We start from the raw sequence: 12,845 nt of genomic DNA, 5'->3' as shown, positions 1-12,845 counted from the left end.
CCGGATACGTTCATCTCATGCAGAAGGCGCTCACGTACGCCGAGGTCGGCGCGACCCGCGAAGGCCCGCTGCCCGCCGGTTACGACCACGTCTTCCGCGACGTGCGGCTGGGCGAGGGGCGTACGACGTACGAGAAGGCTGTGGACGGACTTTTCCACTGGCAGATGCACCGCGCGGCCGGCCTGAGCGTTCGTGACGCTCCCGGGCCGGCCGCACCTGGTGTCGACGTGACGCTGCGGCTGCTGTTCCTGAGCATCCCGTGCCGCGTCGTCTACACGATCGACGAGCCGAACCGGCGGGGCTTCGGCTACGGCACGCTGCCCGGCCACCCCGAGAGCGGCGAGGAGGCGTTCTTCGTTGTGCTCAAGGACGACGGCGAGGTGCGTTTCCAACTGCGGGCCTTCAGCCGGCCGGCGAATTTCCTCGTACGGCTGGGCAGCCCGGTGGCGAAGCAGGTCCAGCGGTACGCCACCAACCGCTACGTCAGCGCGATGCAGCAGGTCAGCCGAGGTTAGCGCCGGTCGGGCACGCCGGCCTGCCAGCTCACGCCGCGCGGCTGCTATCGCGGCACGACTTGTGCGAGGCGTTCGAGTGCTCCGAGGCGGGCGGGTTCGGCCGGGATCATGACGACGCTGGTCGCTCCGGCGCCGTGCCGGGCCGCTATCCGGGCCCGCACCTCATCGGGCGTGCCGGCCAGCGACAGCTCGCCGACCCAGGCGTCGGGCATCGTGGCGGCGAATTCCTCCGGGCCCGACGAAGCCTGGCGGTGCCGGGCCAGGTCGTCGGCGAACGGCATCGGGGCGAGATGCGGGGCCCAGTCGGGCTCGCCGATCCAGGCCAGGCCGGGGCGCACCAGGTCGCGGGCGGCCTGGCCGTCGGCCCCGACCACGGCGGCGTCGTACGTGATGACCTCGAGGGACGACGAGCCCAGGCGCCCGATCGACGCCTCGACGTAGGGCGGCGCCGCCGGCTCGGCCAGGAGCACGCCGTCGGAGACCCGGCCGGCGACCGCGATCGACTTCGGCCCCCGCACGCCCAGCACGACCGGCGGCGCCACGCTCGGCTTCTCGCCGATGATCACGCCCTCCACCTGCACGTACCGGCCCGCGGCGGGTCCCGGCTCGCCGCGCAGCAGCGTGCGGACGGCGATCGTGTACTCCTCGAGCAGGGTGAGCGGGCTCTTCGGCCACGCGCCGGTCTGCCGCATCCAGTCGGGCATGCCGTGGCCGATCCCGGCGATCAACCGGCCGGGGAACAGCTGCGCGAGTGTGGCCAGCTCCATCGCCGCGAAGGCCGCGTTGCGCGCCCCGGCCGGCAGGATCCCGATGCCCACCACGATCCGCGACGTGGCGGCGAGCACCGCTCCCGCTTGGGCGATGCCGCCGCGGAAGCCCAGATCCTCGACCACCCACAGCTCGTCGAAGCCGAGGTCGTCGGCGCGTCGCGCATAGTCGAGCACCTCATCCACAGGCAGGTCCCGCGGCAACATCACACCGACACGCGTCACGACGAGCTCCCCTTGAATCCGGTCTTGTCCGCGTCGGTGATCTTACGGAGCACGCGGGCCGGATTTCCCGCGGCGATCACCCCGGCCGGAATCGGTCGCGTCACCACGCTGCCCGACCCGACGATCGACCCGTCACCGATCGTCACGCCCTGATTGATCGTGACGTCGCCACCCACCCAGACGCGGTCACCGATTGTCACCGGTCTCGCGTAACAGCCGCCGGCGGCGCGCTCGACCGGGTCGATGGCGTGATTGCTGGTGTAGATGCCGACCCGCGGACCGAACAGCACGTCGTCACCGATGGTGATGCCGCCCCCGTCGAGCAGCACGCAGTCGAAGTTCGCGTAGAAGCGGTCCCCGACCGAGATGTTGAAGCCGAACTCGCACCGGAACGTCGGCTCGAAGTGGCAGCCGGTCCCGACGTCACGTAGCAGCCGACGCAGAATCGCCTCGCGTGCGGCCGGCGGCTGTCCGAAGCTGTCGTTGTACTCACCGGTGAGCAGGACGGTTCGCTGCCGGGCAGCGACCAGCTCGATTGTCAGATCGTCATACATCGCGCCGGTCAGGATGTGCGCCCGCTGCTCGTCGAGGTTCATGGTGAATCCTTACCCTGCGGCAGATCCAGGTGGCCCGGCGGGCCCACTTCGAAGAGCCGGATGTCGTAGCGGGGCGGGTGGTGCGAATCGTCGCTCACGGCCGAGGGCGAGCTTCTTAGGGTCAAGAGCAGGATGTCGTGGCGGGGTGGTGGTACGGACCGCTGCTCACGCCGAGGGCCGCGGCGGGGCGAGCAGGGCGCTGGCGCGCCCAGGACGCTCACCCCACCACGGCGACGTGAGTGAGTGGTTCCGCTCAAGAGCGAAGATCTTAAGATCGGGCGGTGCTGAACACTGACGGGGAACTGGCCGTGGCAGCGGCCGAAGCGGGCGCTGCGGTTGTGCTCGAGCGCTACGGCACCGATCTCGCGCGCTTCGACAAGGCGCCGGGGGACTTCGCCACCGAGGCCGACGTGGAAGCCGAGAAGGCGATCCTGGGAATCCTGCGGGAGGCCCGGCCGGGGGACGTGGTCGTCGGGGAGGAGGGCGGGCGCAGCGAAGGCTCGTCCGATGGCGTCGGTTCGCAGCGCGAGTGGCTCGTGGATCCGTTGTGCGGCACGCTGAACTACGCGGCGCGCACGATGCTGGTCTCGGTCAACGTCGCCCTTCGCAGCGGCGGGCGCACGGTGGCCGCGTCCGCTGATCCGTTCGCGGGCGAGGTGTTCTGGACCGATGGCGACCGCGCGTGGGTCCGCAACGCTGGGCGCGATGAGCCGCTGACACCGGATGCCTCGTCGAACCTGGTCGACCTCAATCTCGACCCGCCGTTCCCGAACGCGCCCACGTTCCGGGCGGCCCGGTTGTTGCTCGACGACGGGTTCACCGATCACTTCCGCCCGCGTGTCATCTCCAGCACCCTGGCCGTCGCGTGGGTCGCCGCCGGCCGTCGGGCCGCCTACATCACCGACGGGCACCTGAACGACAGCGTCCACTTCGCCGCCGGCATAGCGCTGTGCCAGGCCGCTGGCTGCGTCGTGACCGCTCTCGATGGCTCACCCGTGCACAGCGGAACACAGGGCCTCATCGCCACCGCCGACCGCGACACCCATGCGGCCCTGCTGAAGCTGATCGCCTGACCGCTCCGGCCGTCGCTGACGCCAACGCCTTGCCGAGCTGATAGCCCCGACCGCACCGATCGGTTCCGGGCCGGTGCTGGCAACCTCGTGGACCCAACCGGGACCGGCCGCACCCGATGGACGATCCGTTGGAAACCAGTACTCAACGCCTTCGCCATCACGTTCGGTGACCGCTGGCCGGCCGCCGAGCAGTACTAACCGAATGCCAGAAACACCGGTTCGCGTTACGGACCCGTTTGTTGTGCTGGGTGCGTGAGCGCTCCGAGCGGTGCCACATCGCGCGCCGACGAGATTCCGCGGGGTGATGGCGTGGCCCGGCCGGGCGAGGTCCGGCCGAAGCGATCGATGTGGCGGTACCGGGAATGTCAGGCGCGGGGCAGGGTCAGCCGCATCGCGGGGTCGGCGGTGCGGACGAAGCCCTGCGAGGTGTAGAGCGGCAGGCCATCCTCGCTGGCTCGAAGGTCGACCAGGCCGGCGCCCTGATTCCGGAACCACTCGATCAGCGCGGACGTGCACGCCCGCGCACAGCCCCGGCGCCGGTGGCCGGGATCGGTGGCGACATTGAACATGTAGCCGACCCGTCCTCGGGGATTGCGCGGGCCGCCGAGCCGCTCCTCGAGGATGCCGACGGCGCAGGCCGCGAGCCGCCCGTCCGCACCCGGCTGGTCCACGACGAAGCCGGCCATGGACGGCTCCGGCTCGGCCAGCCGTCTCAACAGGATGCGCCGGGCGGTATCGCGCCAGCCCTGCTCGTCCGAATCGTCGTCGATGCCGAAGAGCACGCCTCGAAGCCGCACCAACTCGTCCGCGTCGTCCACCGTGGCCCGCCGAGCGCTGATCATGGCCCGAGGATAGTGACCGCCCGGTCTCCGGGCACCGAAATAACGACGCGCGCCAGGCGCGCCGACTGAGCCGAGTGTCATGCGCCGGCGCTTCGGCGTTCGACTTGTCCTCGACGACTGGCAGTACAAGGGCCGGGTGCGGAACAGGTCGGCCGACGCGGTGAGGATGCGCAGCTCGGCTGCGGGCAGCGCTCGACATTGCCCTTCTCCCAGGGTGATCCCACGTCGTCGACCGAGACGCCGGTCGCCTTCGTGATCGGCGCTGGCCTGGCCGCCCTGACCGCGTTGCTGTCGCCGGCCGCGCGCTGCCGCGGTCAGATCAAGCCGAGGCCGCGGCGGCCGGTTTCGTTGAGGTCGGCCTCGGTGAAACGGTCGGGCCATTCGCGCTCGTAGTGCTCGGCCGGGAAGTCCGACGGGCTCGAACCGGACAGGAACGCCTCGCGGACGGTGGCGGCGTAGGTCTTGTTGCGGGGGCACCAGGGGGCGGCGGGGATGTACATGACGTTGCCCCAGCCTTTCTGGTCCTGCACCGGGGCGACACTGTGGATCATGTCGCAGTGCCACCAGACCGAGTCGCCGGCCTGGACGTCGGGGATGCCGGCCAGCGCCTCCAGGAGCAGGCCGTGCCACTTGTCGGTGGCCGGGAAGACCTGGTTGACGGTCACGCCGCACATCTCGTCGTCGGGCACGTCGCTCAGCAGCGGGCGCAGCATCAGGTACGCCATCGCGCCGGGGATCGGCACGGTGTGCAGAACGCCCTGGTCGTGGGCCATGTCGGAGAGTGCCGTCCAGCCCTGGAAGGTGCGGAAGGCCGAGCACATGGTCGAGCCGGGGTACTGCGGGCCGGACGTGCGGTAGGCCGCGTCCCACGGGTCGTACTTCTCCACATCGCCGTTGAACAGGTGGCGGAAGGCCTGTTGATAAGCCTCCGTCATCCACAGGTCGAGCGTGCCGGGGTCGAGGTGCGTCCCCAGGCCGGCGGAGTCGGCGCCCTCGGGCCGGCGGCGGATGCGGTCGGGATAGAGCGAGTCACGCGACGGATCGAACCACTGCACGCCCTCGGAGGTGTGCTTCCACTGGCTGTTGAGGAACGTCTGCACGCGGGCCATGCGGTCGCTCTGGCGCGCTTCCATCTGCGCGCGCGACCAGTAGATCGGGTAGATCTCGGGCTTCGAGCCGACGCTGCCGAAGAAGTCGTCGCCGGGGCCGCGATAGTCGGAGAAGAAGTTGTTGTCCTCGACGTACTGCACGATGCCGGCATCCCAGCCGAGGGCCTGCGAACGCTCGAAGTGACCGCGCACAACCAGGCAGCCGCGCTTGCGCAGCCGCGCTACGTCGGCGGCGCTGACGGTGCCGGCCTCGATGTCGTCGTAGGAGATGACGGGCCAGATCGTCTCGCCGCGCGACCGGGCGGCATTGATCTCGGCGACCTCGGCGGCGATGGAGCGCTCGACGACGGCGAAGACCTCCTCGACCGTACGGCCGGAAGCGGCGATCTGCCGGCGGAGCGCAGCCTTGACCTCGCGGATGGCGGCGGGGAGGTCGGCGGGCGTCTCCTCCCAGTGGGGGAGCGACATGGTGGGTCCCTTCTAGTCATGTCCCTTTACTGGAAACACGGTAAGGCCCCGCACCCCTTCCAGGCAAGAGCCTTGACTAGAATGGGCGCGGTGGATCCGGCCAAGCCCTCCCAGGAGCTGCTGCGCTCGCTGACCGATGAGCACGTGTTGCGCGCTCTCATGCGCCGACGCCTGTTGACGCGCGCCGAGTTGTCCACCGAGACCGGCATCTCCAAGCCCACCGCCGGAGAAAGCGTCCGGCGCCTGACCGCGGCCGGTCTGGTTGTGGATACCGGCCGCCGAACCCCCGGTGGGCGGGGCCGAGGCCGGGTCGGTTCCTATTACTCGCTGGCTCCCGACGTGGGCACCGCGCTGGCGGTCAGCATCGCCCCCGAGGGAGTGGTGGCCGAGTGCCACAACGCCTACGGCGATCTGATGGCCCGCGCTCAGGAACCCGTGGGCCGGCCCGCCCAGCCCGACGACGTGACCGCAGCGCTGGCCCGGGCGGTCGACCGGGCGCGCCAACTCGCCGGGGAGCAGCCGGAAGCCGGCACCGTCCACGGGTCGCCGTCGAACGGCGTGGATCCGCCGATCCGAGCCGCCTCGCCCGGGCCGAAGCCCCGGCTGGCGGTGGTCAGCGCGGCCGATCCGGTTGATCGGCAGACGGGGCGGCTGCTGCAGTTGCCCGATGCGCCGTTCCTGCTGGGCGAGATCGATCCGGTGGCGGTGCTGGCGGGGCGGGTGGACGGCCCTGTGTACGTGGACAACGACGTCAATTGGGCCGCCGAAGCCGAATGGGCGGCGGCGCCGGTCGACGACTTCGCCTACGTGTATCTGGATGAGGGACTCGGCTGCGCGATCGTCAGCGACGGGCAGGTGCGCCGGGGACATCGTGGGGTCGCCGGCGAGGTGGCCCATCTGATCACGGTGGGTCCGGGCGGGCGGGCGATGCCGCTGATCCAGGTATTCGGTGAGCTCGGCCTGCGGCGTGCGGCCTCGACCGCCATCGACGTCGGGCGCGTGCTCGAGGAGCGTCCGCCCGCGGTGGTGACCGCCGTCGGCGGGCTGATCGCGGCGCTCGCCACGCTCATCGACCCCGAGAGGGTGGTCATCGGTGGCCGATGGGGGCTGCAGCTTATCGACCTCATCGATCAGGAGGTCGCGTGCTCGCCCCGGCCGGTGCCGGTGCGCGCCGCGAATGTGCAGTACGAGCCCGCACTGGCCGGTGCGCGAACCGACGCCGTCCAGAGACTGCGCGAACTCATCGTCGGCCGCTGAATGGGTGGTGGGATGGCTGGGTCAGCCGATCAGTTCCGGGATGCGGCTGAAGAGCTGCGTCGTGTAGGTGGTCATTTCGTGGAGCATCCAGTTGCCCGAGAACAGGAGGGCGGCACAGACTGCTGCGGCCTTCGGGACGAAGGACAGGGTGGCCTCCTGGATCTGGGTCACCGACTGGAACAGAGAGATGGCGAAGCCGACCCCCAGGGCCGTCAGCAGGACCGGCGCGCACATCTTGGCGGCGATGGTCATGGCGCCCAGGCCGAGCTCGATGATCATTGTGTCGGTCATGCCCCTCTCTTCGGGCATTTCGGCCCGTTGTGGAGTGCAGACCGGTTGCAGTTCGGTGAGACCGGGCCCGGAACCCTCAGATTCCGACGTCGATCGCCGGCCGAGGGGGCGTCATGCAGCGCTCGGATGTCACGCGAAGTCGGTGTTTGAGGCAAACCCCTGGGGGTCACGCAAGTCCGGGCATCGCGCAACCCGCGCGGTCACGCGATATTCGGGGCGTTGCGGAGGGTGCTCATGTCGCTCCATGTCGCGCAAGGTGCGCGCGTCATGCAAAGGCGCGGCGTCGCGCAGAGCCCGGTGCAGCGCGCGCTCGGCGGCCCGGGTGATGTCTCAGACGACCGAGTACTTCTCGGGCAGGGGTGAACGGCCGGTCAAGGCGCTCAGCACCGTTGGGGCCTCGCCCAGGGCCACGGCGATCCGGACGGCCAGCAGCGTCGCCTCCGACACGGCCGCGGGGTCGAAGCCGGCGGGGACCCCGGCCGCGGCGGACACGTCGTTGCCGTGGACCACCAGTTCGAACGTTCGTGTCGGGAGCCAGTCGCGCACGCGCATGCCGCCGATGGGGGTGGTCACCACGTCGTCGTCGCCGGCGCCGGCCAGCGCCTGGGTCGCTCGTCCGGCCAGTTCCCCTGCGGCGTCCAGGAGGTCGACGGCCCGGCGGGCGTCGTCACTGGAAGCGGCGACGGCGGCCGCGTACACGTCGGCCGGCACATCGCGGACGAAGGCGAAGTAGCCCTCGGGCGCTTCGACGTTGACCGCCTGGGGGCCGCCCCGCTGGGCCGCGGTCGCGCCGGGGAGGGACGGGGAGCGCAGTCCGGGTGACGATGCCGTGCCCAGCACTGCGGGCACCTGCTCCAGCGCCGAGCTGACCGTGTGGCCGATCAGCTCGCGCAGCGTCCACTCGCCCAGGCCGGGGCCGTCGAGGCGGTCGGCGGGCACCCGCCCCACGAGGTCGACGAAGGTCACGGCGGCGGAGCGGTATGTCCGGCGGTAGTCCATGCCGTCAATTTAGTCAGAGTCGGACCGGTGCCGGCCGCGGGCGTAGTCGTGTTCGGCCGTCTCGTCCCCCGACGCCCCGTGGCGGGCCCGATACCCGGGCTCGGCATACCCCGGTTCGGCATAACCGGGCTCGGCATAACCCGGCGACGGCGGACGCAGGGCCGGGCCGCGTTCGGCGTGGCTCGGGAGCCGGTCGTTCCCGCCTCGCCGCGCTGATGCCCCCGGCCCGCTCGGCGTCGACGACCCGCCGGCCCGAGCATGCGCTGACGCCCAGCCAGGTTCAGCGTGCGTCGACGACCCGCCAGCCTGCGCTGACGGATCGCTGGGTTGAGAGTGCGCTGACGCCCGGCCCGGTTCGGCGTGTGTCGACGACCCGCCAGCCTGCGTTGAGGCCCGGCCCGGTTCGGCGTGTGTTGACGGTTCGCTGGGTTGAGAGTGCGCTGACGCCCGGCCCGGTTCGGCGTGTGTCGACGGATCGTTCGGTTGAGAGTGCGCCGACGCCCGGCCCGGTTCGGCGTGCGGTGAGCGATCGCCCCGATGAGAGTGCGCCGACGGCCCGCCGGGTTCGGCGTGCGCGGAGTGTCCGCCCGGTTGCGGGTGCGCCGTGGGCCAACCGGGTTCGGCGTGTGTGGAGGGGCTGCTGGTCCTTACGTGGGCCGGAGGGCCGCCGGGCTCGGAATGCGCGGGAGAGCCGGATTCGGAGCGCAGGGAGGGAAGGCCGGACGGGCGGGGCGGGCGCGGCTCGGCCACCACCGGGTTCTCGCCCAGGCCGGACGGGGGCAGGCCGGACGGCATCGCGGTCGACGAGGCGGGGGCGTCCGACTTCTTGTGCCTGGTCGGCGCGGGCGCCGGCGCGGACGGGTCGAGCGGGGGCGGCGGGGTCGGGAACGGCTGGCGCTCGGCATGGCCGGTGACGGCCGGGGCCGCGTACGGGGAAGTGAGGTCCTCCTCCAGCCGTTTCATCCGGACGCGGGTGCGGCGGCGGGCGATCACGGCCACCGCCAGGCCCAGCGCGGGCGTCGCGAAGACGAACCAGCTCATGAACGGCGACTCGGGCGCGACCACCATCAGGTAGCCCGCGTAACCCAGGAACGCCAGGCCGAGCAGCACGTCGAGCGCGCGCACGGGCAGACCCTGGCCGACGCCCAGCACGGCCAGGATCAGGAACAGCAGGCCCGACGCTGCCAGCGCCCCGGCGTACCGGAGGAACTCGCCGTCCGACATGGAGGACTCCTAGATGATCAGGAGCCCCTATTGTCCGGGGTTATGGGCCTTTACCGGCGCCATTTCTGATTCAGGCACCAGGTGCCGCGCCGTATCTGCGCCTCTGTCCTGTTTTGGAGGCCTGCGCCGGACGATACGTCGGTGTGTTTGGGCGATCCGGGTGGGGGAAGGCCAGAACCATGCCAGCACGCGAGGAGATGCCCGCCACCTTGAAGCGGTCGCCCGAGAAGGCCCAGGACACGTTCGCGAAGACGCACGACTCGGCCGTCGACCAGTACGGCGAGGGCGAGCGCGCGCACCGCACCGCGTTCTCAGCCGTCAAGCACTCGTTCGAGAAGGTCGGCGACCACTGGGAGCCCAAGGAGACCAAGGGCCCGAGCGACGCCAAGGCCGCGGGCGGGCGGGATACCCGGGCCGAGACGGCCGGCGGCGTGGATGCCAACGCGAGCAAGGAGCACCTGCTCGGCCTCGCGAAGCGGCTCGACATCACCGGGCGGTCCCGGATGACCAAGGCCGAGCTGGTCGAGGCCATCCGGAAGGCCAACGACCGGGAGTCGCGCCGTAGCCTGAACCGATGAGTCTGGACCGGTTCGTCGAGCCGCAGAACGGCACGTACGAGGACGCGAAGGCCGAGCTGACGGCCGGCCGCAAGCGCACCCACTGGATGTGGTTCGTCTTTCCGCAGCTCAGCGGTCTCGGTTCGAGCCCGACGGCCCAGCACTACGCGATCCGCGACCTCGACGAGGCCCGGGCCTACCTGGCGCACCCGGTGCTCGGGCCGCGGCTGTACGAGCTGGCGGCCGTGCTCGTCAAGGCCGAGCGGAGCGCGACGGAGATCTTCGGCTACCCCGACGACCTGAAGCTGCGCTCGTCGATGACCCTGTTCGCGCGGGCCGCCGCGGTGGACGGCGACCCGGCCCCGTTCCAGCAGGTCATCGACCACTTCTACGACGGCCCCGACGAGCGCACGCTGGAGCTGCTGGACCGCTGATTACGGCGGCCCCGGCCGTCCGCGCGGGCGCCGCCCGCGCCGTCGACGAAGCTTTCCGGCGTTCAGCCGCCCAACCACGGCCAGCTCTGACACCGCCGTCGGCCGAGGAGACACCGCGGGTATCGATACGTTAAGTTCCTGCGTCAGGATCTGGCGGAGGGCGGCGGGGCAATGGTCGACATCGAGGCGGGGGAGTCCGTACGGGGCTCGCGCGTCGACACTGTGATGGCGGCGGCGATCGTGCTGACCGTCGACGCGGTGGTGCTGCTCGCGGTGGCCGTCGTCGGCGTGCCCTTGCTGATGTTCCTCTTCGGCGACGAGGACGGCACCTGGCTGCGGCTGTGGCCGCTCATCGTCTCGTGGCTGATCGCCGTGGTGCTCGCCGGCGTCTGTGCCACCGCGGTGGCCCGGCTCTCGGGTCTCGGCTCGTACTCGATCCGCCGGATCGGCACCGGCGCGGCGCTGAGCGTCGCGGTGGCCGCGGCCGTGCTGGCCGCGGGATCGATCGGCTCGAACCCGGGCTGGCTGCTGCTCGGTCTGCCCTTCGCGGTCGCCAACCTGGCCGCCGCCCTGGTCTTCGCGAGCCCGGAGCGCGCTCTCGCCGTGGCAGACCGCTTCCCGCGCTTCCGCCCGGTGGTGCTGCCGGAGCCCGAGCGCCAGTGGGTCGCGCCGGTGGAGGACGAGGCGGCCTACGCCCGCCCCGAGGACGAGCAGCCGGACCCCGTGCGCACCCACGACACCATCGACCTGCTGGCGCACCTGGGCCGCCCGAAGACCAAGCCCCGCCGACGGCGCGGACCGGCGGCCACCCGCACCCTCGCCGGCGTGCAACTGCCCCGCCGGGCACGCCGCCCTCATTCCCGCAGCGACAGCCGGGCCACCCGCTCGAGCCGCTCGCGGTAGGCGACCCGCCAGTCGCGATCGCCCGGCGGCAGGTTGCTGTGGGCGGCCCGCACCCCGACCGACTCGTCGATGAGCTCACGCACGATGTCGGCGTGCCCGGCATGCCGGCTCACCTCGGCGGTCACGTGCACCAGGATGCGGTGCAGGCTCACCTCGGCGCGCTCGGCGGGCCACCACGGCACCCGCCCGGTCGCGTCGAGTGGCAGCTCCGCGATCGTGGCGTCGCCGTGGACCCGGACCCGCCGGTAGAAATCGACGATCTGCTCGCGTGACTCGGACTCGTCGGCCCACATGTCGGCGTTGTCCTCGGCGTCCCCCTCGATCCACGGCATCGGCTCGGGAAACGGCCGCCCGAAGGTCTGGCCGAAGTAGCCCGCCTCGACGCTCGCGACGTGTTTGACCAGCCCGAGCAGATTGGTGCCGGTGAAGACCAGGGGCCGCCGGACGTCGTAGTCGGACAGCCCGTCGAGCTTCCACAGCAACGCCTCGCGCGCTTGCTGCAGATAGTGGACGAGATCGGCCTTGGGGTCGAAGCTAACCATGAGGCAGAGCCTTCCACCCCGGTACGACAGAACGGCGCCGTGTGCCGGCTCACGCCGAGTTTCAGCACGGCCGACACCCGGGAAAGGGACGGCCATGCAACCCGAACCGATCACCCAGGCAGAGTACGAGTCCCAGCTCAACCGGCTGCACGAGCGGCGGGAGGAGCTCGAGGAGTCCGAGAGCACCCTCACCTCGCACGACCACGGTGGCGGCCTGCCCGCCGACGAGCAGAACCGCCTCGCCCGGGTGCGCGCCGAGATCGCCGACGTGCTGCAGCAGATCGGTGACCTGCAGGACCGCTGGGCCGACACCGGCCACGCCAAGCCGGACCCGGACGGCGCGCTGGGCGAATAGTCAGTCCACCCGGCGGTAGGCCGCGAACACCACCTCGTGGCCGGTCTGGAAGCCGAGCCTTTCGTAGAGCCGGATCGCGGCCGCGTTCTCGGCCGCCACGTGCAGGAACGGCAGGTCGCCGTGCTCCAGGATGCCGGCCGCGACCGCCATCGTGAGGCGGGCGCCGAAGCCCTGGCCCCGGAAATCGGGATCGGTGCAGACCGCGCTGACCTCCGTCCAGCCGGGCAGACGGAACCGCTCCCCGGCCATCGCGACCAGCCGGCCCTCGTGGCGGATGCCGAGATAGTTGCCGAGTTCCACGGTGCGCTTGCCGAACGGGCCGGGCTTGGCCCGGGAGACCAGGTCGAGCATCTCGGGCACGTCGGTCTCGGTCAGGCGGACTGCGGACGGGTCGTGCACGCCTGTCATGGTGTGGCCGACCATCTGGACGCCGGGGATCACGGTCACCGGTTGCCAGCCGGCCGGCGGACGGAGCGCCGGGGCGGTAAGGGCGGCCTGATCGGTCAGCGTGGCCAGGTCGGCCCAGGCCGACGGGTCGGCCGGGTCGGCGACGGCGCACCAGGGCGCGACGTCGGACCGGTAGCGGGCGGCGTCACCGGACGCCTCGGCGAAGCAGGCCTGCGGTCCGGAGAGGGCGGCCCATACGGGATTCTCGAGCACACCGAGAACCCTGCCGCCTACTGACCGT

16 protein-coding genes are annotated in these 12,845 nt (G+C 71.4%); 7 read left to right on the top strand and 9 right to left on the bottom strand.

The features are described 5' to 3' along the window. Nucleotides 1–17 precede the first annotated feature (17 nt). Nucleotides 18–515, top strand: coding sequence for a DUF1990 domain-containing protein (locus tag LXN57_RS33930; protein ID WP_251802310.1), 498 nt, complete (start codon nucleotides 18–20; stop codon nucleotides 513–515). Between the two features lie 44 nt (nucleotides 516–559). On the opposite strand, the gene LXN57_RS33925 is transcribed toward LXN57_RS33930, so the two are convergent. Next, a complete protein-coding gene (locus LXN57_RS33925) occupies nucleotides 560–1,507 on the bottom strand; it encodes an LLM class flavin-dependent oxidoreductase (protein WP_251802309.1) in 948 nt (315 codons plus the stop codon). Continuing rightward, nucleotides 1,504–2,103, bottom strand: coding sequence for a sugar O-acetyltransferase (locus LXN57_RS33920; protein ID WP_251802308.1), 600 nt, complete (start codon nucleotides 2,101–2,103; stop codon nucleotides 1,504–1,506). The genes LXN57_RS33925 and LXN57_RS33920 overlap by 4 nt, the downstream gene beginning before the upstream one ends. A 281-nt stretch (nucleotides 2,104–2,384) precedes the next feature. Here LXN57_RS33920 and LXN57_RS33915 point away from each other — a divergent pair, with 281 nt between their 5' ends. Continuing rightward, complete coding sequence (locus LXN57_RS33915; RefSeq protein ID WP_251802307.1) at nucleotides 2,385–3,176, top strand: inositol monophosphatase family protein; 792 nt, start codon at nucleotides 2,385–2,387, stop codon at nucleotides 3,174–3,176. Between the two features lie 365 nt (nucleotides 3,177–3,541). On the opposite strand, the gene LXN57_RS33910 is transcribed toward LXN57_RS33915, so the two are convergent. Together LXN57_RS33910 and LXN57_RS33905 are read right to left on the bottom strand one after the other, a co-directional pair. Then, complete coding sequence (locus LXN57_RS33910; RefSeq protein ID WP_251802306.1) at nucleotides 3,542–4,018, bottom strand: GNAT family N-acetyltransferase; 477 nt, start codon at nucleotides 4,016–4,018, stop codon at nucleotides 3,542–3,544. Nucleotides 4,019–4,332: 314 nt separating this feature from the next. Next, nucleotides 4,333–5,595, bottom strand: a complete 1,263-nt coding sequence (locus LXN57_RS33905) for a DUF1479 domain-containing protein (RefSeq protein ID WP_251802305.1) — start codon at nucleotides 5,593–5,595, stop codon at nucleotides 4,333–4,335. A 90-nt stretch (nucleotides 5,596–5,685) separates the two neighbouring features. On the opposite strand from LXN57_RS33905, the gene LXN57_RS33900 reads away from it, so the two are divergent. Further along, complete coding sequence (locus LXN57_RS33900) at nucleotides 5,686–6,852, top strand: ROK family protein (RefSeq protein ID WP_251802304.1); 1,167 nt, start codon at nucleotides 5,686–5,688, stop codon at nucleotides 6,850–6,852. A gap of 21 nt (nucleotides 6,853–6,873) precedes the next feature. Here LXN57_RS33900 and fliQ read toward each other — a convergent pair whose 3' ends face one another. The 3 genes from fliQ to LXN57_RS33885 all read right to left on the bottom strand — a co-directional run bounded on the left by fliQ (nucleotide 6,874) and on the right by LXN57_RS33885 (nucleotide 9,366). Further along, complete coding sequence (gene fliQ, locus LXN57_RS33895) at nucleotides 6,874–7,143, bottom strand: flagellar biosynthesis protein FliQ (protein ID WP_251802303.1); 270 nt, start codon at nucleotides 7,141–7,143, stop codon at nucleotides 6,874–6,876. 330 nt (nucleotides 7,144–7,473) lie between these two features. Next, on the bottom strand, nucleotides 7,474–8,142 hold the full coding sequence (locus LXN57_RS33890; protein ID WP_251802302.1) for a maleylpyruvate isomerase N-terminal domain-containing protein: 669 nt from the start codon (nucleotides 8,140–8,142) through the stop codon (nucleotides 7,474–7,476). A 9-nt stretch (nucleotides 8,143–8,151) separates the two neighbouring features. Then, the gene (locus LXN57_RS33885) at nucleotides 8,152–9,366 is read right to left on the bottom strand and encodes a hypothetical protein (protein WP_251802301.1); all 1,215 of its coding nucleotides are present in this window, start codon (nucleotides 9,364–9,366) and stop codon (nucleotides 8,152–8,154) included. 179 nt (nucleotides 9,367–9,545) lie between these two features. Here LXN57_RS33885 and LXN57_RS33880 point away from each other — a divergent pair, with 179 nt between their 5' ends. The 3 genes from LXN57_RS33880 to LXN57_RS33870 all read left to right on the top strand — a co-directional run bounded on the left by LXN57_RS33880 (nucleotide 9,546) and on the right by LXN57_RS33870 (nucleotide 11,260). Beyond that, nucleotides 9,546–9,944, top strand: coding sequence for a ChaB family protein (locus LXN57_RS33880; protein ID WP_251802300.1), 399 nt, complete (start codon nucleotides 9,546–9,548; stop codon nucleotides 9,942–9,944). Then, nucleotides 9,941–10,357, top strand: a complete 417-nt coding sequence (locus tag LXN57_RS33875; RefSeq protein ID WP_251802299.1) for a DUF1810 domain-containing protein — start codon at nucleotides 9,941–9,943, stop codon at nucleotides 10,355–10,357. The genes LXN57_RS33880 and LXN57_RS33875 overlap by 4 nt, the downstream gene beginning before the upstream one ends. Before the next feature lie 171 nt (nucleotides 10,358–10,528). Further along, on the top strand, nucleotides 10,529–11,260 hold the full coding sequence (locus LXN57_RS33870; RefSeq protein WP_251802298.1) for a hypothetical protein: 732 nt from the start codon (nucleotides 10,529–10,531) through the stop codon (nucleotides 11,258–11,260). Here the strand turns inward: LXN57_RS33870 and LXN57_RS33865 are convergent. Further along, the gene (locus LXN57_RS33865; protein WP_251802297.1) at nucleotides 11,212–11,802 is read right to left on the bottom strand and encodes a DinB family protein; all 591 of its coding nucleotides are present in this window, start codon (nucleotides 11,800–11,802) and stop codon (nucleotides 11,212–11,214) included. The genes LXN57_RS33870 and LXN57_RS33865 overlap by 49 nt on opposite strands. Before the next feature lie 94 nt (nucleotides 11,803–11,896). Between LXN57_RS33865 and LXN57_RS33860 the strand changes: the two genes are divergently transcribed. Then, nucleotides 11,897–12,157, top strand: coding sequence for a hypothetical protein (locus LXN57_RS33860; protein WP_251802296.1), 261 nt, complete (start codon nucleotides 11,897–11,899; stop codon nucleotides 12,155–12,157). On the opposite strand, the gene LXN57_RS33855 is transcribed toward LXN57_RS33860, so the two are convergent. Further along, on the bottom strand, nucleotides 12,158–12,817 hold the full coding sequence (locus LXN57_RS33855; RefSeq protein ID WP_251802295.1) for a GNAT family N-acetyltransferase: 660 nt from the start codon (nucleotides 12,815–12,817) through the stop codon (nucleotides 12,158–12,160). Nucleotides 12,818–12,845 lie beyond the last annotated feature (28 nt).

Source organism: Paractinoplanes hotanensis, from assembly GCF_023717965.1.
GTDB classification, from domain to species: Bacteria; Actinomycetota; Actinomycetes; order Mycobacteriales; family Micromonosporaceae; genus Actinoplanes; species Actinoplanes polyasparticus.
Note: the sequence above shows the minus strand (reverse complement) of the source record. Positions and strands in the feature narration are given on the sequence as shown.

What these genes read in the sequence shown, in the direction of transcription:
- LXN57_RS33865 (WP_251802297.1), bottom strand. Translation starts at nt 11,802, where the DNA reads ATGGTTAGCTTCGACCCCAAGGCCGATCTCGTCCACTATCTGCAGCAA.
- fliQ (WP_251802303.1), bottom strand. Translation starts at nt 7,143, where the DNA reads ATGACCGACACAATGATCATCGAGCTCGGCCTGGGCGCCATGACCATC.
- LXN57_RS33910 (WP_251802306.1), bottom strand. Translation starts at nt 4,018, where the DNA reads ATGATCAGCGCTCGGCGGGCCACGGTGGACGACGCGGACGAGTTGGTG.
- LXN57_RS33870 (WP_251802298.1), top strand. Translation starts at nt 10,529, where the DNA reads ATGGTCGACATCGAGGCGGGGGAGTCCGTACGGGGCTCGCGCGTCGAC.
- LXN57_RS33875 (WP_251802299.1), top strand. Translation starts at nt 9,941, where the DNA reads ATGAGTCTGGACCGGTTCGTCGAGCCGCAGAACGGCACGTACGAGGAC.
- LXN57_RS33860 (WP_251802296.1), top strand. Translation starts at nt 11,897, where the DNA reads ATGCAACCCGAACCGATCACCCAGGCAGAGTACGAGTCCCAGCTCAAC.
- LXN57_RS33880 (WP_251802300.1), top strand. Translation starts at nt 9,546, where the DNA reads ATGCCAGCACGCGAGGAGATGCCCGCCACCTTGAAGCGGTCGCCCGAG.
- LXN57_RS33885 (WP_251802301.1), bottom strand. Translation starts at nt 9,366, where the DNA reads ATGTCGGACGGCGAGTTCCTCCGGTACGCCGGGGCGCTGGCAGCGTCG.
- LXN57_RS33905 (WP_251802305.1), bottom strand. Translation starts at nt 5,595, where the DNA reads ATGTCGCTCCCCCACTGGGAGGAGACGCCCGCCGACCTCCCCGCCGCC.
- LXN57_RS33920 (WP_251802308.1), bottom strand. Translation starts at nt 2,103, where the DNA reads ATGAACCTCGACGAGCAGCGGGCGCACATCCTGACCGGCGCGATGTAT.
- LXN57_RS33930 (WP_251802310.1), top strand. Translation starts at nt 18, where the DNA reads ATGCAGAAGGCGCTCACGTACGCCGAGGTCGGCGCGACCCGCGAAGGC.
- LXN57_RS33890 (WP_251802302.1), bottom strand. Translation starts at nt 8,142, where the DNA reads ATGGACTACCGCCGGACATACCGCTCCGCCGCCGTGACCTTCGTCGAC.